General features: G+C 53.0%; 12 protein-coding genes. 4 read left to right on the top strand and 8 right to left on the bottom strand.

The window, feature by feature from the left end; all coding sequences use genetic code 11:
• Positions 1-7: 7 nt before the first annotated feature.
• Positions 8-8,590, top strand: a complete 8,583-nt coding sequence (locus HCK03_RS11825; RefSeq protein ID WP_167691621.1) for a glycoside hydrolase family 94 protein — start codon at positions 8-10, stop codon at positions 8,588-8,590.
• A 19-nt stretch (positions 8,591-8,609) separates the two neighbouring features.
• On the opposite strand, the gene HCK03_RS11820 is transcribed toward HCK03_RS11825, so the two are convergent.
• Positions 8,610-8,843, bottom strand: coding sequence for a hypothetical protein (locus HCK03_RS11820; protein WP_095096819.1), 234 nt, complete (start codon positions 8,841-8,843; stop codon positions 8,610-8,612).
• A gap of 153 nt (positions 8,844-8,996) precedes the next feature.
• Between HCK03_RS11820 and HCK03_RS26615 the strand changes: the two genes are divergently transcribed.
• Entirely contained in the window at positions 8,997-9,173 is a 177-nt protein-coding gene (locus HCK03_RS26615; RefSeq protein WP_218029264.1) for a YnfU family zinc-binding protein, read from the top strand.
• Between the two features lie 67 nt (positions 9,174-9,240).
• Complete coding sequence (locus tag HCK03_RS11815; RefSeq protein WP_123552194.1) at positions 9,241-9,513, top strand: hypothetical protein; 273 nt, start codon at positions 9,241-9,243, stop codon at positions 9,511-9,513.
• 282 nt (positions 9,514-9,795) lie between these two features.
• On the opposite strand, the gene HCK03_RS11810 is transcribed toward HCK03_RS11815, so the two are convergent.
• Complete coding sequence (locus HCK03_RS11810; protein WP_134526377.1) at positions 9,796-10,344, bottom strand: recombinase family protein; 549 nt, start codon at positions 10,342-10,344, stop codon at positions 9,796-9,798.
• 11 nt (positions 10,345-10,355) lie between these two features.
• Here HCK03_RS11810 and HCK03_RS11805 point away from each other — a divergent pair, with 11 nt between their 5' ends.
• Positions 10,356-14,093, top strand: coding sequence for a right-handed parallel beta-helix repeat-containing protein (locus HCK03_RS11805; RefSeq protein ID WP_206110958.1), 3,738 nt, complete (start codon positions 10,356-10,358; stop codon positions 14,091-14,093).
• A gap of 58 nt (positions 14,094-14,151) precedes the next feature.
• Here HCK03_RS11805 and HCK03_RS11800 read toward each other — a convergent pair whose 3' ends face one another.
• The 6 genes from HCK03_RS11800 to HCK03_RS11775 form a co-directional block, all read right to left on the bottom strand.
• A complete protein-coding gene (locus tag HCK03_RS11800; RefSeq protein ID WP_228283778.1) occupies positions 14,152-17,307 on the bottom strand; it encodes an SGNH/GDSL hydrolase family protein in 3,156 nt (1,051 codons plus the stop codon).
• Between the two features lie 77 nt (positions 17,308-17,384).
• Positions 17,385-20,465, bottom strand: coding sequence for a host specificity factor TipJ family phage tail protein (locus HCK03_RS11795; RefSeq protein ID WP_167691620.1), 3,081 nt, complete (start codon positions 20,463-20,465; stop codon positions 17,385-17,387).
• Complete coding sequence (locus HCK03_RS11790; RefSeq protein WP_167691619.1) at positions 20,462-20,842, bottom strand: nitrite transporter; 381 nt, start codon at positions 20,840-20,842, stop codon at positions 20,462-20,464. Before HCK03_RS11790 ends, HCK03_RS11795 begins: the two co-directional genes overlap by 4 nt.
• Positions 20,843-20,851: 9 nt before the next feature.
• Positions 20,852-21,334 (bottom strand): DUF1833 family protein, encoded by a 483-nt coding sequence (locus HCK03_RS11785; protein ID WP_123552190.1) that lies wholly within the window; start codon positions 21,332-21,334, stop codon positions 20,852-20,854.
• The gene (locus HCK03_RS11780; protein ID WP_143716488.1) at positions 21,321-21,794 is read right to left on the bottom strand and encodes a hypothetical protein; all 474 of its coding nucleotides are present in this window, start codon (positions 21,792-21,794) and stop codon (positions 21,321-21,323) included. The genes HCK03_RS11785 and HCK03_RS11780 overlap by 14 nt, the downstream gene beginning before the upstream one ends.
• Positions 21,794-25,150 carry a phage tail length tape measure family protein gene (locus HCK03_RS11775; RefSeq protein ID WP_206110944.1) on the bottom strand — a complete coding sequence of 1,119 codons (3,357 nt, stop codon included), beginning with the start codon at positions 25,148-25,150 and terminating at the stop codon, positions 21,794-21,796. The genes HCK03_RS11780 and HCK03_RS11775 overlap by 1 nt, the downstream gene beginning before the upstream one ends.
• Between the last annotated feature and the right edge of the window lie 6 nt (positions 25,151-25,156).

Raw genomic sequence — 25,156 nt, 5'->3', positions numbered from 1 at the left:
CAACGCTATGAAAATGAATCCCCGGGCATGGTTTAGCCGCTCCCGTATGTCTACGAAAGCCCCTGAACTGGTGCCGTCTCCTGCCAACGACTCAACAAGCGAAAATAGCTTGCGCTCTGAGCTGTTTTCGACGCCTCAGATGGAACGTTACGGCCAGAAACTGGCGCATACTCATAAGTTGTCGCCGGACAAGCTGCCTTACTATCTTCTTAAACGGCTGGGGGATAATGAGGCTGCGATCACGCAAAACTGTTATGCGCTCAATGCCGGGAAAAAATCGAGCATCATGCCCGCGGGTGAGTGGCTGCTTGATAATTACTACCTGATTGAGGAACAAATCCGCATTGTCCGCCAGCACCTGCCAAAAAGCTTTGGCAAAGGCCTCCCGTCCCTGGCATCGCCTCACCACTGCCCGCGCATTTACGATATTGCATCTGAAGCTATTGCCCACGGAGACGGGCGCTGGGATGTGGCCAGCCTGACCAGCTATATTGCGGCCTATCAACAGGTGACGCCGCTGACGTTAGGCGAGGTCTGGGCGCTACCGGGCATGCTGCGTCTGTCTCTAATCGAAAATCTGCGTCGCGTCAGTATGGAAGTAGTAAAAGCCCAGCAAGAGCGCAGCCTGGCAGATACATGGATTACGCGGATTTTCGAATGTGCCGAGAATACTCCGGCAGACTTAATCATGGTGGTCGCCGACATGGCGCGCGCGCGGCCGCCGCTGAGCAGTGCGTTTGTCGCAGAACTGGTACGCCGCCTGCAGGGGCGCGGCAATGCGCTGGCTCTGCCGCTGACCTGGGTGGACCAGCGTCTTGCTGAACAGGGCGTGACAACCGAGGTTCTCATTCACCGCTTCAATCAACAGCTTGCGGCCAGCCAGCTTTCCGTCAGCAACAGCATCGCGGGCTTGCGTTTGCTGAGCGAAACGAACTGGGCTGATTTCGCCGAGGCAATCAGCGTCGTAGAACAGACATTGCGTCTCGATCCTGCCGGCACCTATTCCCGTATGCACTTTGATACCCGGGATCATTACCGCCACGTCATCGAGATCCTGGCCAGAGACAGTCGTTTCAGCGAGTCAGAGGTAGCCAGCCGAGTACTGGCCCTTTCTGTGGAAAATGCGCCCGGCACGCCGGGGCATCATATTGGTTATTATCTGGCCGGTGGAGGCCGCGAGCTGCTGGAAGTACAGCTTTCCGCAGATACCTCAGGGCTGATACGCCTGCGGCATAGTTTCAACAAAATCCCCTTGTTGTCATGGCTTGGCAGCCTGAGCCTGCTGACGACAGCGGTGACGGCCGGAGTTTTGCACGAAACCGCGCAGCAGGGAATGGGCTGGATGCTGATACTTTTGGCATTGCCGCTTATTTTGGCGGTCAGTCAGTTAATGAACGATTTGTTGAGCGAAGCGACCACTCGCTTTCGAATACCCCGACCGCTGCCGCGAATGGATTTTTCCGCTGGAATTCCGGCTGATTGCGCGACCCTGGTAGTGGTCCCTTGTATGCTGACAAGTCACGAAAGCATCAGCAAGCTCCTCACCAGCCTGGAAGTGTGCTGGCTGGGTAATCAGAACGAAAACCTCCGCTTCGCCCTTCTCACCGATTTTGCCGATTCCGCCGTTGAAAAACCGCCAGAAAACAGCGGGCTGCTCAGACAGGCCATCGCGGAAACTGAGGATCTTAACCGCCGTTATCCAGCCAGCCGCCCACGCTTTTATCTTCTGCACCGACAGCCAGAATGGGCCCCCACGCAGGAAAAATGGATGGGTTATGAACGCAAACGGGGAAAGCTGGCGTTGCTGAACAACTGGTTGCGCCATCCCGCGGCACAATTTTCCAGCGTCGCAGATGCGCCAGCGCATCTGTTGCCGGGTCATATTAAATATGTCATCACCCTGGACAGCGATACGGTGTTACCGCGCGACACGGCGCATAAGCTGGTCGCGACAATGGCGCATCCGCTCAACCTGCCAGAGTATGATCCGCTACGGCAGAGGGTCGTCAAAGGGTACGGCATTTTACAGCCCGGGATGGCGGAGGAAATGCCGCGCAACGGACAGGGACGCTATGCCGCCATGCGCAGCAGCGTGCCGGGTAATAATCCCTATTCGATGATGTCTTCAGATATCTATCAGGATCTCTTCGGCGAAGGATCGTTCGTTGGTAAGGGCATTTATGACGTCGATATCTTTGTCCTGGCCACCGCCAACGCCTGCCCGGAAAATCTGGTCCTCAGCCATGATTTACTCGAAGGGTGCTACGCTCGCTCCGGGCTACTCAGTGAAGTTTTACTCTACGAGCAGTACCCGAACAACTATCTGTCAGACGTTGCCCGCCGCACCCGCTGGATCCGTGGCGACTGGCAGCTGCTTAACTGGCTCAGCCCGTACATCAGAAAGGCGGATGGAACCCGGGATAAAAACCCGCTATCGGCGCTTTCCTGCTGGAAGTTATTCGACAATTTACGCCGCAGTCTGGTCAGCCCGTCTTTGCTGACGCTTCTTTTTTGCTCCCTGCTGCTGGTCCCCAACCCGCTTTATTGGCTTGGCGCGCTGGCGCTGGTGTGGTTATTGCCTTCAGCGCTGAGTATCAGCCACGACCTTCTGCATAAACCGCTTCGTCGCCCTTTGCGGCTGCATATTCCACTCGTCGCGGCCGGGGCGCTGAAACGGTTTTCCCGTATCGGGCTCAATTTTGCGATACTGCCGCATGAGGCCGGATACTCATTGTACGCCATTGCCGTGACGCTCTGGCGTCTTGGCGTCAGTCAGCGCAATCTCATCCAGTGGACCAGCCACAGCCCCGACGGCCATCAGCCCGGCGTTTCGGTGATTCGTTTTTATCGGGCGATGTGGCTGAATGTTGTCGCCGGGGCGGCATTGACGATGATGACTTTTCATTTTTCCCCACGGCTTCTGACTATCGCTCTGCCCGTCGGCGTTCTATGGTGTCTGGCCCCCCTGCTGCTGAGCTGGCTAAGCCGCCAGCCTGAACGTAAGGCGATTTCGCTGAACCAGGAACAGAAGCAGCTGCTGCGTCAGACGAGTCGCGAAATTTGGGCCTTCTTTGAAACCTTTGCCACGGCAAAAGAGAACTGGCTTCCACCGGACAATTACCAGGAAATACCGCAGCCAACCATCGCACATCGCACCTCCCCCACCAATATCGGACTTTCCCTGATGGCCAACCTGACCGCCTGGGATTTTGGCTACCTGCCCGGGGGAGAGGTTTTACAGCGCGTGACGATGACTCTCGACTCAATGGATAAAATGGAACACTTCCGGGGCCATCTCTTTAACTGGTATGACACCCGCACGCTCGCGCCCCTCAGCCCACGCTATGTTTCGAGCGTTGACAGCGGCAATATGGCCGGCCATTTACTAACATTGCGCGAAGGCCTGTCCGCCATGCGTCATCAGCCGGTTTTGAACAGCGAGCAGATCCTGGCCGGACTGAACGATACGATAATCATTCTGGAAAAACACTGGGGTCAGAACGCGCCAACCGGTCTGCGACTGCTGCGCAAGCACTGCCTGAACGCAGCGTCGCTGCCTCCGGCGCAGCTGTTCAACGAACTTAAAAAAATGCGCGCCCAGTGTAACCATCTGACGACGCAGTGCGCTCAGGAGAGCAGCCTTGTGGTGCGCTGGACAGGACACCTTGAGCATCAGCTGGTGCAGCTTTGCCATGAATGGTCGCATTTGCTTGGCTGGATACCTCAGACGTATAGCGAACAGATGCTGCCGACATTGAGCTGGCTTGCCGGCGCGAGCTATTGCGGCGAAGGAACGCCTCCGGCATCGGCTACGGCGCTGGCCCGCATGCGGCTGAAGATTATCACTGAACTTGAACAGCGGCTGAACGATCATGCGAGAATGGATTTTGCTTTTCTGTACAGCGAGGCGACCAGCCTGCTCAGCGTCGGCTACAACTGTGATACGAACACACCCGATAAAAGCCATTACGATCTTCTGCCGTCTGAAATCCGTCTGACCAGTTTTCTCGCCATCGCGACTAACCAGCTGCCGTTAAAAAGCTGGTATGCCCTGGGACGGTTGTTCACCACCATTGACCATGAAACCGCGCTGATGTCGTGGAGCGGTTCGATGTTTGAATACCTGATGCCGAACCTGGTGATGCCCACCTGGCCCGGTAGCCTTCTCGATGAAATGAGCCAGTCCGCGGTTAAGCGTCAGATACGCTGGGGCAAAGAGCGTGGGGTGCCGTGGGGGGTATCGGAGTCCGGTTATCATGCTTTTGATGTTCAGCACAATTATCAGTATCAGGCATTTGGCGTACCGGGCCTCGGTCTGCGGCGAGGACTTGCTGACGATATGGTCATCGCCCCGTATGCGACACTGCTGGCGCTAACGATCTCTCCGCAGAAAGCCTGCGAGAATCTGCTCAGCCTGGAAAAAAACGGCGCGCGCGGCGAATACGGTTTTTATGAAGCGCTGGACTATACTCCCTCCCGCCTCGCAACCGGGCAGCTGTATGCCGTCGTGCAGTCCTGGATGGCGCACCATCAGGGGATGGCATTTCAGGCGCTGGCTCACGTGCTGCTTAACGCCCCGATGACGGAGCGATTCATGTCCAGTACCGTCTTCCGCTCGGCGAGCCTGCTGTTACAGGAGCGCGTGCCGGATGCGGTCGATCTCTACAGCCCGCGCCGTCATTTCGAATCCCATGAAGGAAGGGTCAAACCCGTTCGCTACGAACCGCGTATTTTCACCGGAGCAGATACGCCGGTGCCTGAAGTTCAGCTGTTGTCCAACAGTCATTACCATCTGATGTTGACCCCCGGTGGCGGTGGCTATAGCCGCTGGAACAATATTGCCCTCACGCGCTGGCGCAGCGATACGACCCGGGATAACTGGGGAGCATTCTGCTATATCCGCGATTCGCAAACGGGCGAAGTCTGGAGCAATACCTGGCATCCCACCGGCAAAGACGCCGATAACGGCGACGAGACGATCTTTACCGATGCCGGCGCTGAATACAGGCGTACTTTCGGATCGCTGAGTGTCAGAACCCAGATTGTGGTCTCCCCGGAAGATGATATTGAACTACGGAGGCTCACGCTGGTACACAGGGGGCGAATGCCGCGCGACCTTGAACTGACAACCTATTCCGAAGTGGTGCTGGCGTCCGACGCCAGCGATCGGGCCCATCCGGCATTCAGCAATTTATTCATCCAGACCGAGATTAACCCCGATCGTGACGCGATCCTGTGCCATCGCCGCCCGCGTTCGCTGGACGAACAGAACCCGTGCATGTTTCACATGGTGGTCGTGCATGGCAATAACAGTAAGAGCATCTCGTTTGAAACCGACAGGGCAGCATTTATTGGCCGCGGCAGAACCCCTTCAAATGCGCTGACAAGCGTAAAAAAAGGACCGCTCAGCAATACCTCGGGGGCCGTTCTTGATCCGATACTGGCGATTCGCCACGCTATCACGCTACTGCCGGGACAGCCCGTCACTATCGATATCGTTTACGGTATCAGCGAAAGCCGCCAGCACAGCCTGGCGTTGCTTGAAAAATACAGAGATCACCCCATCGCTGACCGCATCTTTGAACTGGCCTGGTCCCACAGTCTGGTGGTGTTACGCCAGATGAACGCCAGTGAAGATGATGCCACGCTGTTTAACCGTCTCGCCAGCGCGGTGCTTTACCCCTGTCACGAGCTGCGCGCCGACGGCCAGATTATCAGCCGTAACCGGCGAGGTCAGTCCGGCCTGTGGGGCTGGGCGATTTCAGGCGATCTGCCGATAGTGCTGTTCAGTATCACCAGCGAAGAGGGTATCGCCTCGGTAACAACACTTATTCAGGCGCACCGATACTGGCGCCAGAAAGGGCTGGAGGTCGATTTGGTGATCCTCAATGAGAGCCCTGGCGGTTACCAGCAGGCGCTGCAAAACCAGATTATGGATTTGATTTATGCCAGGTCGGGAGCCAGCCTGCTGGATAAATCAGGCGGGATTTTTGTCCGTAATGGCGAGCATCTCTCCGCCGAGGATAAGCAGCTTCTGATGAGCGTCGCCTGCCTGTACCTTGATGATCGAGCCGGCGGGCTAAGTGAACAGCTTAACCAGCGCATTCATACCCTAAAACCCCAGGCCAGGTTGCTAATTCCGCACCCTGCAGCGGAGGGCAATCGACATACCGACTGGACGCCTGATACCCATCAGCTGCGCCATTTCAATGGGCTCGGCGGCTTTTCTCAGGATGGTCGGGAGTATCAGATTGTCCTCAGGGAAAACGAGCCGACGCCAGCTCCGTGGTCAAATGTGCTGGCAAACGCCGATTTTGGCAGCGTTATCTCAGAGGCGGGACAGGCCTACAGCTGGTATGAAAATGCCCATGAATACCGCTTAACGCCCTGGGAAAACGATCCGGTGAGCGACCGCAGTGGTGAAGCCTTCTATCTGCGTGATGAAGAGAGCGGTGCGTGCTGGTCGCCGACGATACTGCCGGTGCGCGGCCACGGCGACTATTTGACCCGTCATGGTTTTGGCTACAGCGTGTTTGCCCACCGGGAGAGCGGGATAGACAGTGAGTTGACGATACTGGTCGCCGAACAGGCACCGGTTAAACTGGCGATCCTGACGCTCAGTAATAATTCGGGACGAACGCGTAAACTGTCCGTCACCGGCTATGCGGAGTGGACGCTTGGGGATTTACAAACCCGTTCGGCCTCCCATATCGTTACGTATCCAGTCAATATTTCTGGCGGTTGCGGGGTGATGGCCAACAACTTTTACGGCGCTAACGGCGGCGAGCGCACGGCATTTTTTGCCGTCAGCGGCTCCGACTGCTCGCTGACGGGCGACCGCCGCGAGTTTATTGGCCGAAACGGTTCATTGCAAAATCCGGACGCCATGAAGCTGCGCAGGCTCTCGGGTAAAACGGGGGCCGCGCTGGATCCCTGCGCAGTAGTACAATCCGCGGCCACGCTAATTGATGGCGACCAGAGAACGTTTATTTTTGTCCTTGGCGTGGATGAAAATCATAGCCGGGCTCAGGAGACCCTGGCCCGCTATCTGAATGAGGATACCGTCCGCCAGGAGCTGAACAACGTTCACCGCTATTGGCATCACGTACTCGATAAAATGGTGGTCAATACCCCGGACACCTCCGTGAACTTACTGGTCAACGGGTGGTTGCTGTACCAGACGATAGCCAGTCGCCTTATGGCGCGTAGCGGTTACTATCAGTCCGGCGGCGCATTTGGTTTTCGCGATCAGCTGCAGGATACGCTGGCGCTCAGTCACGCCGCCCCGGAAAGGATGCGCGAACAGATAGTGCTGTGCGCAACACGACAGTTTGTTGAGGGAGACGTGCAACACTGGTGGCACCCTCCTCACGGTAACGGCGTGCGTACATGCTGTTCGGATGACTATCTCTGGCTCCCGCTCGCAGTCTGTCACTATGTCGAAACGATCGGGGACACGGAAATACTGGAATTGAATATTCCTTATCTGCAAGGTCGCCCGCTCCATCCGGGTGAAGAGTCCGTCTACGACACGCCGGTCATCAGCAGCACCGAAGAGACGCTATGGTTACACTGCGTCAAAGCTATTCAGCATGGATTACGCTTCGGGCAGCACGGTCTCCCGCTGATGGGGGCCGGCGACTGGAATGACGGGATGAACCAGGTTGGCATTGAGGGGAAAGGTGAAAGCGTCTGGCTGGGCTTCTTCCTGTACGATATTTTACAACGCTTCGCTTCGCTTGCCGATCGGCGACAGGATGCCAGCGTCGCTTCAATGTGTCGTTCAGAGGCGCTGCGCCTGCAAAAAAATCTCGAAACCTCGGCATGGGACGGTGAATGGTACCGGCGAGGATATTTTGACGACGGTACTCCCCTGGGCTCAAAAACGTCGCAAGACTGTCGAATTGATGCGATTGCGCAAAGCTGGTCGGTACTGTCCGGGGTCGCCAGCCGGGCGCGTAGCGTCATGGCGATGCAGGCGCTGGATAAGCATCTGGTGGATAACGAGGCCGGGCTAATCAAACTGTTAACGCCACCTTTCGATGGGCACGGGCTGAATCCGGGATATATCCAGGGCTATCTGCCAGGAGTGCGAGAGAACGGGGGGCAGTATACTCATGGCGCCATCTGGGCGGTGATGGCGTTTGCCCGGATGGGGAATGCAGAACGCGCGTGGCAGCTGTGGTCAATGATCAACCCGATAAACCACACGTTGGATGCCTGTGAAGTGGAAAGATATAAAGCGGAGCCCTACGTCATGAGCGCTGATGTGTACAGCGTCGCGCCGCATACAGGTCGTGCCGGATGGAGCTGGTATACCGGTTCCGCAGGCTGGGCATACCGTTTGTTGACAGAGGAGCTGCTGGGGATAAAACGTTGCGGTACTTCCCTTACCGTTCATTCTCTGTTGCCGGACAACTGGCCGTCGTTTTCCATGACATATCAGTACGGCGACAGTCAGTATCACATTAGCGTTTCACGTGGCGTCGGGAAATACCAGGCCACTCTGGACGGCATCATCCTCCCCGATGACAGCATTCCGCTGATGGATGACGGACAATTCCATACCATTGATATCATTCAGAACTGACGCTGGCTTAGCGTGCGCATTAACGTCTGCCGTTAGTGCGCTGATTGTCCCGGAGAACATCAATTGCGGTCTTCATCGCGGTTTTGTCATCCCTTCTTTTTTGTTTGTCCTGCATCACCTGCAGGTACTCAAGCAACGTCCGGGTGTTAATGGGGCGCCCCTGTTTGCCGACGGCCAGCACGGCTTCACCAAGGATAATTTTCACTGGTGGCAATTGCGCCGGGTACCAGTCGAGGATGTCTTCTGATTTCATTATAAATTTCTCACGGAAGGGTATTATATCACAAATCACCCAGGTGGTCTGCGGGTCTGACTTGCTGATTTAGTAATAAATCCACATAACATTATCTAAATAATCTTGTTTAAAGGCGTATAATGAATATTACATTCCATAGAGTATCAATTTATGTCTTATACAAATGGACTCAGGCATTTTAAAGAAAGACCCGTTCACGTGGCTTGCCCGGTATGTGCCCACCGGGCCGATCAGAAAGCAGGTAAATTACGGAAAAATGCGGTTCTGGAGTGCCCTGCCTGTGGGCTATTATTCAGACCATCAGAATGTTGGTGTATTGGTGGCTGATCAGCACTTTCGCATTTGAACAATACAGAGTACTAAAACAGCTTATCACTGAGATGAAGGAAGGTTTATGAAAAGCAGGAAAGATGTTTTTATTGAAGGGGATATCATTGCCAGCCGTGTTCTTGGAGACGTAAACCAACCTTTCTGCATCCATAGAGTCAGGTTCAGCAATGATAAATATGCGATTATTCGGGCAGCAACGGGGTTATGCTTCCATACCGGGGGAGTAATTGAACGGCATGATAATGCATGGTTTTACAACCAAGTTAAAATTCGTTTGTTCGGCTTTGAATACCTTGGTGAAAAGGAGTCCATCAGACAATTCTTTGAAAACTCTTGACACATAACCTTCAAACCGAAGATTATTCCCTGGAAATGTGTTATTAAAATTTTAAATTCATTGGTTTATCTTTCTAAATTTAGATGTGCGAGCATTATAAAAATTGTCGTGTAACGTCACATCTTAATTCATCCAATCATCCTCTTAAATAATTACATTTCAATTCATTACAAAAACATATGACATTTCAGTTAAACACCTGTCGGTTCATCAATCTATAGCAACCGGGCCAAGATATAATCATGTCCTTTTGCTTGAAATACGGTTCTCAGGTGAGCATCCTTACCCCGCAGGGAAATATTTGTAAATGGTCTTCACACCTACCCCGATCAGGTCAGCCACCTGCTGCCGGGTCGCGCCGTTATCCAGCATTCGTCGCGCCTGCTCGACAACCTCCGGAGTCATCACCCGCCGGCGGCCGCCGACTCTCCCCTGCTCCCTGGCCGCGGCTAAACCTGCGCGAGTCCTCTCCACTATCAATTCGCGCTCCATTTCCGCCAGGGCGCTCATTACGTGAAAGAAAAATCGGCCGGCGGCCGTACTGGTATCAATACTATCGGTCAGGCTTCGGAAATTAACCCCGCGCGCCTGCAGCTCCGATACCAGCGTGATCAGGTCACGCACGCTTCGCCCCAGCCGATCCAGTTTCCAAACCACCAGCACATCACCAGGCCGGAGCCGCCGAAGCGTGCGTTTAAGCCCTGGCCGCCGGGAGTTCTTTCCGCTCGCCGTATCCTCGTAAATCAGCTCACATTCTGCACGAATCAGCGCATTTTTCTGTAAATCTAGGTTTTGGTCCACTGTTGAGACCCTGGCATAACCAATCAGCATGTTGTAACCCATTGAAAAAGCTGATTGTAAAAAGCTCCATCACTTCGCACAAACCCTCGTTTGCGCGAACGCTATTTTTTGGAGCAAAAACTATGGCTTTTAATCCGCCGTTGGGGAGCTCGTCTCCTGAGGTGCTGCTCGATAACGCCACGCGCCTGGATAAACTGGTGAACGGTCCGGAAGCCACAGTTCCCGATCGCGCGGGTGACCCGCTGGAATCATGGCGACTCCTGCAGAGAAAAATTACCCAACTGGGCGGAATACTCGGTTTTGCCAGTGAAGCAGAGTTGCTGGCATTTACACCTGCCAACGCAAATCAGGTGGGCCTTGATACCGCAACAGGTACATTGTGGTTGTGGAATGGTTCCGCATGGTCAAAAGCGGGGTATCAGAATTCCGATATCATCGATTACATGAATAGCCTGGTGGGTTCTACCCCGCTGGCTGCTCTCAGTGACCTGACCGGTTCAAACTACATCGTCAAAGCTGATGGCTCGCGGGTACCGTCCACGAACTGGCGCAACTCAACGTTCCTCTCAGTGAAAGAGGGGCAAAAGCTCATCCTGACAGCAACCAGTAACGGGGCCGCCTTCGCGAACATTGCATTTTACGACGTCAATCAGGTGTTCATTTCAGCAGATAACGCCGGGGTGGGTTCCTCTGTTTATCAGCGCATTTTCACGGTACCTGCAGACGGTTTTATTATTCTGGCGACCCGCGTCACCACATCATCAACGTTTTCCTGCAACGTCCTAAAAGACATCCTCACTGTTGACAACAAAGATAAATCAGGTGGTTATACCTCGTATGAGGAATTCGAAAAAACGATTACCTCGCTGGCCGGAGACCCGGTAGCTGCCGGGGGTGTAGAGGCATTTCCCGTGCCGGGGTTTGTGAGCGTTGCCTCGCCGACGTCTTATCCGACGGTCTCCACGACCAGTTTTAATACCGGGTTTGTTAAAGTCGCTGCAGGAGGTGTGATTACCGCAAAACTGGCGATGGCCGCTACCGGATATGGGATTGCATTCTTCGCGAATGAATCCGCTGCGTCTTTTGTAGAAGGTGTTATTGGTACCGACGCAACCGGAATACAAGAGTACCGGTATACCGCGCCAGCCGATGGCTATGTGGTCATGTCTCTGACTGCCGGGGCCTTACCCACTGCAGCGGCTGACTCGAGCTATTCCATTACATCCAGTCTGGTCAAGCGTCGCGAAATCGACTCGGTTCTGGATACCGCTATTCCGAGCACCCAGAACCTGGTCGAGAATAAAGCAGCTGACGTTTATTACGATGATGTTGACGCGAGATCGTCTGCGGCGGTGATGCCGGGGAACTACATCGGGGTAAACGGCGCGCTGGTTCAGAGCGCCTCTCATAAACTGTTTGCTGTTGACCTGGCAGCAGGTGAGTCAATTTATGCGAAAGTTAATCTCAATACCCAGACGACAACCGTTTATCGCGGGATACCGGTACTGTCGAAACTTATTTCGCCTAGTGTTTTCGCCCCCCTGACTTTTACCTTTGTCGCCGGACCAGCATACACCGAGCACCTGTATACAGCGACTGAGGCATGTACGATTTACGTGGCGGCGTATGCGACCGAAACACTCCCGTCAGTCATACGCAAGCGTAAATATGCGATCGGCGATAAGGTCAAACAATACAGGTATGCGCCTGCGACGTGGGAGACGGGGATCGTCCACTCAAATACCAATTTTGGGCGGGTAGACCCGAACCTGAGTTTTATGTCCACGCCATTGATCCCTGTAAAAAAAGGCGACGTTGTAAAGGCGAAAACGGCGCAGAATTCGACCTCAGTAGGTGCGAGTCTTAACATGGGATGCCACTATGATGTTGTCGGCAAATACCTTGGGGGCACTCTCACATTTACGTATGCCGCGAATAATGTATACGCATACGCGGTGACCCGTATTGAAGACGACGGATTTATCGCGGCTAACCATTATCTGGATGGCGGGCTAAACGAGCCGGAGGTTATAGTATTCAGCCCACACGAGAATGAAAACTATTCTGTTAAGGGACCTGCGTCCAACCCCTATGGCGATATCTATCCAGGATATGGCTATGACGATAACGGCACCATGATCCGCGTGGCAGGCTCCGTAACTTACCTGTTTGACCGGGCGGCGGTACCGAAAGATGCGACGGTAACATTATCCTTCCGTAGTGCGGCCAGCGTCCCGCTGGTCAAACTGGATGCCGATCGTAACGTATTAAGCGCGGTGCTATTCTCGGCGGGCATCAAAACATTAACGCTGCTGGACCTGTTCGATACTGATGATGTGGAGTTCGTCGGAATCACTCACAGCTCTGACGGACGTAGAGACTCGACATCTGTCAATCTGTCAGTCACTGGCCGGGGAGGTAATCATAGCTTCTTTGAATTGTCCGGGCCCGTATATAACCTGTACGAGTTAGCAGGACGTCCTGATAAAACATTAGGCTATGACTACACACCGCTGCTGCAAAAACTCTGCCTGCAGATGGAGCGCCAGAAACGCGGCAAGGTTTATATGGAGAGCGGTCTTTATAAAGTCTCGGGCTGCTATATCAAGAGCCACAACCACATCTACGGCGACGGTATGTATAACACCATCATCTCTGGTGCGGACATCCCGTTTAAGAACGAAAAGTTAAGCGATCACGTTTACGAAAAAATCACGTTCGAAAACCTGGGCTTTAACCTTGATCTGCTGTCGCCCAGGGCTGGCCGTGCGATCAACATGGAGTATGTTAAAGACTTGGTCGTTCGTAATGTCTGGATCAATAAATCCGGCATTACCGGCTTCGGCGTGGACATGATTATGTCCGGGATACTGGATAATATCGTTACGGAGGGATGCGGGCAGGGCCAGCAGGACGGCTCATGTGCCGGGATGGGTATCGGGGTCGGGGCGTTCCTCGCCGGACAGGAGCCGATTCAGGTTATCAACTGCATTAACCGAAATAATTACGGCCACGGCATGTTCTTTGAATGGCATAACCACCGTGAGAGCAGCGGCGAAACGGTTATCGGTGATTTCCCGGTGGGTATCAACGTTGTGAACTGCTACAGCGAGGGTAACGCCGTCGGGTTCGGTAACGCGGGCGGGAATGGTGTCTCATTCGTCAACTGTACTGCATTCCGTAACCTAAACGGCTTTGCTGCAGATAATGGCAGTCAGGTTGCCGGGATTCGTTACGGAAAGAACGCGTTATTCTCTGACTGTAAGGCGATTGAGAATGGGGCCGGTTATATCCAGAATCCCTACTTCACGCCCCGGCAAATGCGGTACGGCAACGGTAACGGTTTTGCTATCTATAAAACAGCTGACTACACCGATGCAGCCATCGGGGATAATGCGCGGGGTTATTACTTCGATAACTGTATTTCGGAAGATAACGAAACTCATGGGTTACGTATTGTCGCTGCGACGGGTGTTACTACTAATATCAGAGAAGTTTCTGTGAATGGCGGTTCTTACTCTCGTAATGGCGGTAGCGGTGTTCAGTTTGGTAGTGCTGCGGAAAACGTAATTATTCGTGGCGTCATGGCCCTTAATAACGGGCAAAACGGTATAGGGGTGAGCGCCTGGTTAACGGACGCTATTATCAAAGACAATATCATTAAAGGAAATGCTAAAGGTATGTCAGCCTCCAGCGCCGACTTTATGTCCAGCGCGATTGTTAAGGACAATATTGTTAAAGGTAACGGATTGAATTTGGAGAACGTCATAAACGTATAATGTAACTATTTATCGTTAATTAAAGCGGCTATCAGTGATTTCTGATAGCCGCCTATCTTTATTTCAAAAATATAGGTATCCCTAACGCTCGCGCGATTGCACCCGCAATAGCGTACCCTCCTGTCGACGGGTCAGGATGCAACCCGTCACCTATCATCCACGGTCTGGCTGAGCCAGCGGCGTAATCTTCATGATTTAAACCGAAGGACGCCTGCAGATTCAGAAAGGCCACATCACGATCATCCCGCGCAATTTTGTACATCACCTCCGCATAGGTTGTCATAGGAATTGAATTTCCCGTTGGTCGGTTATTCTCTGCCGGACAAATCAGTAAAATATCGGCAGTCGGCCGCACAGAACGCACCCGATCAATCATCGTGAGAATATTGGTACGGAATGTTGAGGCGGAGAGCTGCGCGCCCTGGTCGTTAGTTCCCAGCATTATCGTCACGAGATCGGCACCCAGATTCTCAAACGCATCAAGCCAGCGCTGATCCATCGCGTTGACCCAGTGGTTACTATGCGAGCCACTCCCCCCCATTTTATGAACTAATACACCCGACGCGGTTTGATTAAGGATATTCGCACCGTAGAGTGTTACAGGCGCAGTGATGACCGTATACGTTACTGTGCCACTACCGGTTGTCGGCAGCGCCAGCGGTAAAATCTGCATCCCCACCGGATAGCTCGAAAGGTCAATCGTGACCGGTTCACCCCCCGTAGCCTGGCACTGAATCACCCCGGAGCCGCCCTCAGCGAACAGGAACGAATCAAAGCCCAGCGCAAAATTCTGGCTGTATGAAATCGTCGCGCCGTTGGCCGCTGCCGTCACTGACGAAATATCCGGGCCGTGACCGGTGTTATAAGCGCAGGTAAACCCGGTTCGGTTGACCTTCGTGCCGATAACATCGGTGTTATCGCCGTTTCCGTCATACCCGAATGAGCGCCAGCCGTAACCGATTGGCGGCACCGTCGCAGCAATTCCTCCATTGTTGAAATAGCGCCATAATATCTGCGCGACTTTCAGCACGTAACGCGGCGACGTTCTGGTGTAGCTGTCGCCGAACATTGCCACAACCTGACGCACAGCATCGCCAAACGTCATTTTTGTCATTCGCATATGCGTTTCGCGAAGGCGCTCAATGCCGAAAACATCAGGGATAGTCTCTGTCGCGACCTCACCGTCGATTTTCATTTTGACCGGCGTTCCGTCGGGCATCTCAGACAGGTAATAGTACGCATACTCCTCAAATGCGGTTGCGGTCGCCCCCTTCTCAACCTGAGCATCGTTATATCGGTCAGATCCAAAAGTGATCCGTGCGTACGCGATTGCTGAATCAGTCACGAATGATGTCAGCGCCTGCACAGATGATGCGTCAGAGCGGATAAACGCTTTACTGGCGTTGTAATACGCAATAAAGCGAGCGCCAACTGAGAACGCATAGGCAGTGTTATATTCGAGCGAGATATAATCTGAATACACGTATCGTGAATCAGGGGATATGAATGTTCCCGATTCATTGATATACCCGGACTGAACGGTTTCTTTGTTAAAAAGGTTTTTCCCGAGCGCCATTAAGCCATGTGAAACAAAGTTAATATCCAGTTCATCAGCATTGACGATGTCACCAGGTATACGGACCGGAAAACCGTCAGAAAGTGATTTCCGCATGACATGCACAAACCCTTCAGCCGGTGGCAGTGCTGCTGCTTTAGCGATAAACATGGCATCTTTATTCGATAGTAGCGTCGTAACACGGATATATTCTGCTGATTCGGGGACGGTGACGCTGGTTGTTGCAGTCATGGATGAAAGATATTTTCTATTCACATCATAAAAGCCAATAAAGCGCATTGATAGGTTTGAGCGTATCCCTTCACCCGCTGCGACTTTAATATACTCAGATGTGATATAAACGGAACCACTCCCAGATGGCACCGGAAACCATGCGCCATATTCGTTTATATATCCATCTACAGACTTGTTTTTATTGAAAATATTAGTGCCTGACCCGTATAGATCATGCTTTGTTAAAGGCTGGACTTCTTCAGCAAAAATGAGCGGAGTTCCTGAAAATTCCGTTGGTGCCTTTGAGCAGTATTCTTCGAACTCCGTCGCTTTATCGTTTCTCTCAACCATAGTGACAGCTGCTACGGTTGTCGGAACTTCAATGCGCATGAAAGCCGCTGTGGGCGGTATGTTTAGCAGATTGATGGGTTTGGTGGAGTAAGTCGAATCATACTGGCGACTGATAAACATGCCTTTTACATCATAGTATGTAGACGCCTTCCACTGATGATCGACACAATGAGGCTGAGTCGGGTCAACAGGAATGTATCCCGATACGGTCATGCTGGTATCGGCATCTGTCAGGATGGTACCGATACTGGAAAGATGCACACCGGGCATAGCCTCGGCAGGGTTAAACAAATTTTTCCCGGTAGCAAACCCCAGCGATTTATACGTATTTGTTGGCGCGCCTTTGATTTCATTCCGCAATACAGACTGGTATGCACGGTAGGGCATTTCACCCGCACCGAACGTTACCTGGTAAGCATCAATAATTACCAGCGGTACGGAAACAATGAAATATGCAGTACCAGCAGGAACAGTAAACGCCAGAACCGATGACAAATCAGATAAAAAATTATCATTACTGTCAAAACAGCTGACTACTCGGGTCAGCGTTCTGGAGGTATATGCGCCGCCTGCAATGGCAATAATTTTTTCCGAATAGCAATAATCTGCGTTTGCCTGGGGGACGCCTGTACCCTCAAACAGATAAAAGCCTTTAATCACCGCGCCCTTATTGAACAGGTTCACTCCGGGTCCCACCAGGCTGGGAATGATGCCTTCAACCGCTCTCTGAGAAAACATACGGCGGCCAGTGGGCGTCAGCACACCACCAACATTCATGTACTCGATAGCCAGCGCGCTGCCATCTGGGCTGCGGACGTAGGTCGTCGAACCCGGAGGAATATTCGCGATATCGGCCTGAGCCTCGGGCAGGTCTTTACGCTGTTTATCCAGCGGAATGATGTTTTTCCGAATCTCATCGTTTTTCGCCATCATCTGGCGCCAGGTATCAAGTGGCTCCCCTCCGCGGTCGGGAACGGTGGCCGCCGGACCGTTCACCAGTTCGTCGGCCCGCTTGACGTTATCCAGAAAAATATCGGGGTCTGTTGTCTGCCCCACAGGTGGAACATAGGCCATGTTTTTTGCTCCAAAAAATAGCGCTCGCGCAAACGAGGGTTTGTGCGAAAAGAGTTAATCGGGGGTTTTAGTGGGTGTTACGCGATGTTGCCGAGGTAGGTGGCGTTATCGTACTGATAGAAAACTTCTGAATATTGGCGAGCAGTTATCGCGCAGGTGCCGTCTGACGGCGATCCTATTTCGTCAAAAATAGCGTCGTAAAAACTGCGCGTGGAGCTACAGAAAATCAGTCTCGGTGGTTCGATGCAGGGATCGTCCAGGAGGATATCGTCAAAGGCCGGCTGCCACGGAACTGTAAGCTCGTAATCCCCTACCCGCGTGGCCACCAGCAAAGCAGAGGCAGAACCATTCTGGTAACGTAAAATCGCCCGCGGGTTTTCAAACGACCAGTCGAGCGGCTCTGTCACCAAAAAGGTGGTCTGGCCGCCATCGGTAGTCATATCGACGACGAGAGAGCTCACCGTTTTATTGCCCGGAATGTCATCAGTGAGCAATATACGATCGCCGAATTGATAGACCAGCGCATCAAGCTCCGTGCTGGTCGTGTGCCCAAGGCGCTGATGCAAATACTTCATCAGGCGACGCATACCGATTCGATAAGCACGATCCGGGTCCAGGACGCCGTCAAGCGTATATTTCTCCACCTTCATCGGCGTCGGGTTGTCCGGAGTCCGGCATTGCACCGTTTCCTCCGCCCAGGTTGTCCCGTTGATGTATGTCACATCGACGCCATCGTAATCATCCGCCGACGGCGCAGAGAACGTGGTTTGTAACTCTTCCGTCATTTCATGAGGGCTGATAATGCCGGACCAGTTTTTGATCCCCTCCCGGCCAACCGATGCCAGCCCGTCACTAAGCAGAAAATATGATTTGCCCGCATTTGTGATTTTCTGTAGCATTTCGAGCGAAGAAATACTGTCTCCGGTGGCGTAATCAAAATACTCGCTGCCAGGCGTCCAGTAGGCAGACTCCAGCACATCAATCGCCTCGGCGTCCATCGCCAGTCCCAGCGAGCGGCCTACGTGATACAGCGCGCCGGAAATACTCCGTGCTGCACCGGTCTCATACATACGCGTGCCGACTACACTAACGCGCCTGTCTGACTGTGCCGCCAGCACGCCGCCGGTTTCAACCGTGGCCGCCATCAGCATCACGCCAGCATAGGATGATGGCCGGGACAGCAACCGCCCTCTCAGGGCGTGCCAGAACATCGAATCCCTGGCGTTATTCGAACCCTGCTCATTCCGCCGGCGGCAACGGACCTCAACGAGGCCAGGTGATTCAAGGTCAAACCGTTCAGTGAACCCCAACCCGTTGACGTTCTGCAGGGCATAAACGCCCTGTTTACTTGTCCATCCAACCCCTGAACCATAAACCCGGTACTGAATTTCCCATTCGCAGTGTCGGATACGCTTTTTGCCTTTGCTGTCGAAACCGCAAATACCTGACGGAAACGAGAAATTCACCTCGAATGCGTTAACGACTTCATTGTCAGGGCACGCTAAAAACGGTCCCATCCAGCTATCGTTATCGCTAATCCCTGTTGCGCTGTAATCGATCATCGTGCGAGTGGAGAACCCCGGCCATGATGAATCAACAACACCGCCAACAAGACGGGTTACCGAAGCGGAGACGCCGTCTACCTCAATTATCTGGTATTCACCGCCCTGGTGCGCCAGCGACATTCGCTGTGTGCCCTCAGGGATGCCTGAGAACGCCTCTCCCGAGGCACTGCCATACGCCAGCGTCACGTTAGCTGTTATCGCAGGACTGCCGCCGGTAGATGCCGTTCCAGAAGTGAATACCGGCGCACTACCAAAAACGGAAATCGGCAATGCTGAGGACGTGATGCTTCCGCCCTTCCACGGACTGGAAATTTCTACGATACGCACTACCCCGGCATCATCATGCGCAATCAAACCCGAGCCCGTCAGGCCGCCGTTAATCGCGACCAGCATATCTGGCATCGTGCCATAGTTCGCTACCAGCGAGATGGTGTAAGTGATTCCCTGCCAGTGAAGATCGAACGTCTCCCCGCTAACAGAAAAATCATATGTGGTCGGCGCAGCGTTTCCCCGTAAACTTGCCGCCGTTCCACCAACACCAGGGACCGCATTTTGATGGGGCGTGTACGCTGCGATAAACAGATCGTAATCAGCACCATTGATAGCCAAAGTAACCGGCATGCCGGAATACGGTTCAAGTTCGGCTAACGTATCGCTGGCGATAACGCTATAACCCGAAGATGTCGAAACCAGATAATTAGCCGGGGCGTTGAGGGTCACTATCGCCCCAGGAACCCATGAATCCGGAAGAGTGTTTGTTTCAGGGAGAGACCCTATGCCTCCACCTGACGGCGGATTGTCGTCGATCAGGCCGCTGAACGACACCAGGGGCCCTGATACAGTCATGCTGTCAGCGTTAATGTCAGACGAGTCAGGCGACGTTTGGGCCATATCTAGCCCGCTACCGCTGGACGTGCCGCCAACTTCGGTTGAGTTAAACCAGTTTTCGCTACGATGATCGCCGGACACGTCTGCACCAGGCGAGAAAACGTTACAGGAGAATTTGGTGCCAAGCGAGGTTGCTGGACTCGAACCAACGCGAATATCACCGTTTGTAAAGGCGATATTACCCACCCCCAGGCAAACAAACATTTCAACGATCATGCGAGTCGGGTCATTTGGGTCAAACCGTGTAACCGGCTGCACCACGTAATCAGGGTAAATGCGATAGCGGCCAAACAGCTCGCGGATCGCATCGCCCAGTTTTGCGGTGTTTGCTTTTGCCGGGTTTAAATCGAGTCCAAGGCCATTTGTAGATGAATAACCTCCCCCCTTATCCATCGTGGACATCATGTAAATGGAATAGGCAGCAGAAGCAACCGCGACGGCTATCGCTGCCCAGGCAGCAATTTCAAGGCCAGTACCGTAGGGAACCGGAAACATTTTAATATCGCTTTCTGGCTTTAACAGGCACAAAGGCCACTCATTTGGAGGAAGGGGCTTACCATTTAATTCAACGGCAATCGGATGTTTGGTTGCCTCCGCGTAATCCTTGACGTTTTTCAACATCCAATCGTGCAAAGTCAGCGTACCATGCTCGTGCTTCTCCAGCGGCTCACCCGGCAGCCGGGAAGGAAAAATGCGGATCGTCATCGCCAGAACTCCACCTTGATAAACCGGCGCTTAAACCGCCATACGGGCATAAACGTTACGTTTGAACCGGGATTGCATTCGGCGACCTGCAGCTGATTGTCCAGTATCACCACAACGCCTACGTGAGTCACGATGGAGCCTGAGTAACAAGCCACCCCTGCACCCTCGCAAGGTTCGCAGCGCTCGAGGCGAAGCATCAGTTTTCTCGCCTCGCGGTCGAGGCCACCACCATCTTTCGTCACACCGGAAAAATCTGGCCATTCGGGTAATCCGAGATCCTGCCGGATATCATTCACGATGCCAAAGCAGTCGAGCTGCGGGTACACTCTGCCGCCCTTCAGCCAGGTGACTGAACGGTATTTGTCAGGGTTGAACATTGAGGGACCTCAACTCATGTAGCGTAAACCGGGGAATTCATTCAGCGTGTAGCGGAAACGGGGCCATGCGGTATCGAGCACATTCATGTAGCCGGCGGTGATTTGCGCCTGTATTGCCGTCCAGGAGCCCGATTTGATCGCCAGGGTGTATGGCACAGTCGCCGGCGCACTCAGGTCAGTGGAAACATACTGCCGATATGTCAGCGAGCCGATTTCAAGATTTGCGAGGGCTTTACGAATAGCAGTACTCACCTCGCCATCGATATTACTGATAGCAAACTGCAAATCCTGGGTGCCGTCACTATTTCTAGCTGGTAGGGCGATATCAATGCCCGCAGCAGAAAAGGTAAGCACATCACCATTTTCAACCGTTGCTGTTATATCCTCATAACCCTTACAGAAAAAATAGACTGTAGAACCAATATTAATTTGCAGGGTTTCAATGATGACCTCAGAGCCACTACTGGCATAAAGCCGATTAAGAATCGTCATGTTTAGGCCACTCCCTATTAAGCGCGATATCGAGTAATGAGCTGCCAATAATCCACTCAGGATAATTCCCCCACGGAACCGGAATAAGAGGACGTTCCCACAGCTCCAGCGTCGCTGAATACCGCCAGGAAAGCGGGGGCACCAGCACTGGCCCTTGATAGATATCCTTAAAACGGCATTTGTAGAACTTAACCCCTGCAGGGGTTTGCAGTTTCATCATGAACCACGCAGCACCATCGGAAAGCGTATCCCGGAACCAGGATTCAAATGCCAGCCCCTGAGCATCCGTTTCCATAAACCATGCAACATTATTTTCGGTAGGTGTTGAGGTATATCCCCGGCGCTGGCGCGAACGACCTGTGGTAAGCGGAGTCCGTTTTAACGGGCTGATCGGCTGGAATCCGTACCCATCCTGAAGCGGCATGGGGAGGGAATCGTGGGGGTAGTAGATATCAGGCATTATCCCTGCCTCCTGCCAGTGTTATAGCCACCAGTTAGCGCCTTATGTACCTGCCCAACCCCTTTAGCGAGATCATTAGCTACCTGCTGATAACCTTGCTTGGCACCATCGCGAGCGGCCCGTTGTACAAGCATCACAGTCGCATCAGACGGGTTCCCGTTAATGGTTATTGGCGGCACAGTAACGGTAGGCTGGATTACAGTCGTTTGCTGATTATTGCTGACGTTCTGCACGCCTGTACCGTACCCAGAGCGCCCCAAGGTTGCATCAAGCGGTTGCCCGTTTCGTAGCGCTTCAAGGTTTGAAACCCCGATCCGGTTCGTGGATGCCTGATCAAAGATATATTCCCCCTTATGGACGACACCAGCAGGCTGATATTTACCACCGGGACCGGTATAGCCACCGGCAGCAAAGCCTGTATCGGCAACGGCTTTAATATTGGAAACAATGCTTGCGGTTTCCATTGCCACCGATGCCATTGCTATCAGGTTTGATGGGAAAGGCATATTTGCAGCCTGTGCAATACCAGCGTTAATAGACACTACAGATTGTGCAATGGCATAAGCTTTACTGGCCGCGAATGCAGCTTTGTATATTCCTGATTGCTCACCAAAACCATTAGCCAGAATACTCAACCCGCTATCCATCATGCTTTGCGTAGTGCTGGTAATGATGGCGTTTTTCTGGGCTTCTATAACCGCAGCAGCATTTGCAGCATCAGCACGGGTTTTTTGCATCCTGGCCTCACCCTCGGCCGTTATGACACTGGCCTTTACATATGCCTCTTCCTGACGAGCAAGCCACGCGTCCAAATCTTTTTGGGCCTGATCGAGTTGGCTATATTGCTGTTGCATCCCTCCAAATGTGCCAGACAGTTGCCCGCCGGTCGGTGTGGCATTGCCCACAACGCTACGCACTGTAGATGGCAGTTGGTTATCGGTGTTTTGATAGATATCTGCGCGGGTCTTTTCGTATTCACCGGGCTTCAGCCGCCCGGTTGCTTTTGCCTTCTCCAGAAGCTCAAGGCGGGTTTTAAGCAGATCGTTAGTCTGTTCATCCTTAGACTTAACCTGCTCCTGCATTTTCCGGTAGTCGTCCAGCGTCTTGACAGAGTTTTGCAGAGCCTCCTGCTGCTTATAGGCCTGCAAAATTTCATCAGAACGGGAAAGGATCGACTTCTGGTCGGCTGTGAGCTGCGTTTTAGATTTGAGGTCAGCGATCTGCTGTTCGAACTTAAACCGTGCCTGCGTCGCGCTGTTCAGCTTGTCGCCGGCGTCTAGCTGCGACTGCATAGCGGCAGTCTGCTGGTTTATCTGGTCAAGGAGTCGGGTTGCAGCGTCCTCGGAGTAGGATTTACCCTTTGGCGTTTTTGGTGCTTTTGGGTCTTTATACATCTCGTTAATGCGGGAAACGTTTTTAGCGTATTGCTCCGCCGTGATTGCGCCAGCCTTCAGGAACTCGCTCTGCTGCTTGATGGCTTGGTTGCGTTTATCTGCATTGCTGAGATATTGCTGATTAACACGGTCCGCCTCCTGCTGAGTTTTAATGCGCTTCTGTTCTGCTTTGTCGTGGTCTGACAATATTCCATTTAGCGTATCTTCAGCTGTGATTTGCGACTGAATGGCGTCCCTTTGCTTGAGCATTTCAGGAAGGTTGCTAAATCGAGCATTAAACCCATTCCAGAACCCACCTTCAGCCTGTCCTTTCTGCGCTTCAGCGATATTTTCGTTTAAGGTGGCTAGCTTATCGGCGAGGGTTTGCTCACGTCCGACATTAAGCATGGCATCCCAGGCACCTTTCGCGGTTTTACCCAAAGAGTCCCACGCGCTTTCAAGAAGACCTAAATTTTCATGAATGTCACTTGCCCGTTGCTGCATGGTGTTGGCGTAGGCATCAGTCGCGACACGAGCGGCCTCCTGCTGATTTCCCTCGTCCTGCAGGGCTTTAATCTGGTTGTACGTTGCCAGTGTAAGAAAGTGGTACTCATCGTTTAGTTTAGTGATGGCTGCTACCGGGTCAGAAGCAATATCGTTGAAGTCACCCACAAGCTTTTCAGTGGCGATACCCGTTGCATCACTGATTTTAACGACGGCAGTAGTCACGCGCTCCAGTGAATCTCCAGCCACTTTCCCGGCAGATACAAGTTGGTTAAGGACTGAAGCCGCAGCTCCGGTAGTTGAGTCGGTAGTCACGCCAACGCGGGCAGCCATATCGGCCAGTTGACCGGATGTTTTGCCGACCTGATTACCGGTCATGGTGAGAGACTTATAAAACTCATCCTGTTCTTGGGAGCCTTTGTAATACGCCAGGCCCAATACACCTACAGCCGCAGCAGCCAAAGTGAAAGGATTGATCAGCCCAGTGACGTAGCCGCCAACACCTTTAATCGCCGGTCCAATGCCGCCGAACATATCTTTCAGTTGGCCGCCCTGCTGCATGAGCACCATGAACGGGCTTTGACCGGTTGACAGGCCGACTACGATATCCGTCATCTGAGCGGGGATCATGCGCATAGCGTTGGCAGTCTGAGCGGCAGACTGTCCCGTCCTACCCAGTTGCGTCTGGGTTTTCTCCAACGCATCACGGGACTCCGAAAGTTTGCTGTTCAGGCGATCGTATGCCAGTGGTGACAACATCCCGGATGCTTTCGCACTATCCAATTGTCGTTGCTGTTCGTTCAGACGTCGAAATGCTTCCCCTACGGGATCAATCTGCGCCTCAAGCCGACGTAGGGCAGCAACCTGCTCATCGTGTGCTTTTGCTGCGTCACGTTCGGCCTGGGCAGCCCCAGTAACTTCCCGTCGAGTCTCCTGCAGTTTTTTACTGTAAGAATCGTATTGAGCAGAGTTAATTTTTCCTGATTCGAGAGACGTGTTCAGTTCACTTTGCTGCTGTTCGAGATTACGAAGCGCTGCTGACAGAGGATCGATTTTATCCAGCATGCGCTGAAATGCCTGAGACTGAGCCTCTTGTTGAGCGGCTGCTAATTTTCCAGCCTTCTCTGCTTCACGCTGAGCCTGAGCCACCCCGCTTAATTCCTCAGTGGTGTCATTCAGCATCTTAGACAGCGAACGAAACTCTTCCTCGTCAATTAGTCCCTTATCGAAGTATTTTTTCAGCTCACTATAGCGGCGACCTACGGTATCAATTGCAGCACCAACCGGATCAATGGCTGCTCGTAATTTATTGAGAGCATCTTTTTCCTCGTCAGTCGCTTTTGTCACTTTGAATATGCTGGTTACAGCCTTATCACCAGATTGGGTCATTTTATCAAGCGCTACAGTTAGGCTGTCTGCCTGCTTCTCTGCCCCGGAGCTATCAAGAACGATCGCAAGGCGGGATGTTTGTTCAGTCATTTACCT

Origin of the sequence: Klebsiella terrigena, assembly GCF_012029655.1 — a bacterium.
GTDB lineage: Bacteria > Pseudomonadota > Gammaproteobacteria > Enterobacterales > Enterobacteriaceae > Klebsiella > Klebsiella terrigena.
Note: the sequence above shows the minus strand (reverse complement) of the source record. Positions and strands in the feature narration are given on the sequence as shown.

What these genes read in the sequence shown, in the direction of transcription:
- HCK03_RS11825 (WP_167691621.1), top strand. Translation starts at nt 8, where the DNA reads ATGAAAATGAATCCCCGGGCATGGTTTAGCCGCTCCCGTATGTCTACG.
- HCK03_RS11820 (WP_095096819.1), bottom strand. Translation starts at nt 8,843, where the DNA reads ATGAAATCAGAAGACATCCTCGACTGGTACCCGGCGCAATTGCCACCA.
- HCK03_RS26615 (WP_218029264.1), top strand. Translation starts at nt 8,997, where the DNA reads ATGTCTTATACAAATGGACTCAGGCATTTTAAAGAAAGACCCGTTCAC.
- HCK03_RS11815 (WP_123552194.1), top strand. Translation starts at nt 9,241, where the DNA reads ATGAAAAGCAGGAAAGATGTTTTTATTGAAGGGGATATCATTGCCAGC.
- HCK03_RS11810 (WP_134526377.1), bottom strand. Translation starts at nt 10,344, where the DNA reads ATGCTGATTGGTTATGCCAGGGTCTCAACAGTGGACCAAAACCTAGAT.
- HCK03_RS11800 (WP_228283778.1), bottom strand. Translation starts at nt 17,307, where the DNA reads ATGGCCTATGTTCCACCTGTGGGGCAGACAACAGACCCCGATATTTTT.
- HCK03_RS11795 (WP_167691620.1), bottom strand. Translation starts at nt 20,465, where the DNA reads ATGACGATCCGCATTTTTCCTTCCCGGCTGCCGGGTGAGCCGCTGGAG.
- HCK03_RS11790 (WP_167691619.1), bottom strand. Translation starts at nt 20,842, where the DNA reads ATGTTCAACCCTGACAAATACCGTTCAGTCACCTGGCTGAAGGGCGGC.
- HCK03_RS11785 (WP_123552190.1), bottom strand. Translation starts at nt 21,334, where the DNA reads ATGACGATTCTTAATCGGCTTTATGCCAGTAGTGGCTCTGAGGTCATC.
- HCK03_RS11780 (WP_143716488.1), bottom strand. Translation starts at nt 21,794, where the DNA reads ATGCCTGATATCTACTACCCCCACGATTCCCTCCCCATGCCGCTTCAG.
- HCK03_RS11775 (WP_206110944.1), bottom strand. Translation starts at nt 25,150, where the DNA reads ATGACTGAACAAACATCCCGCCTTGCGATCGTTCTTGATAGCTCCGGG.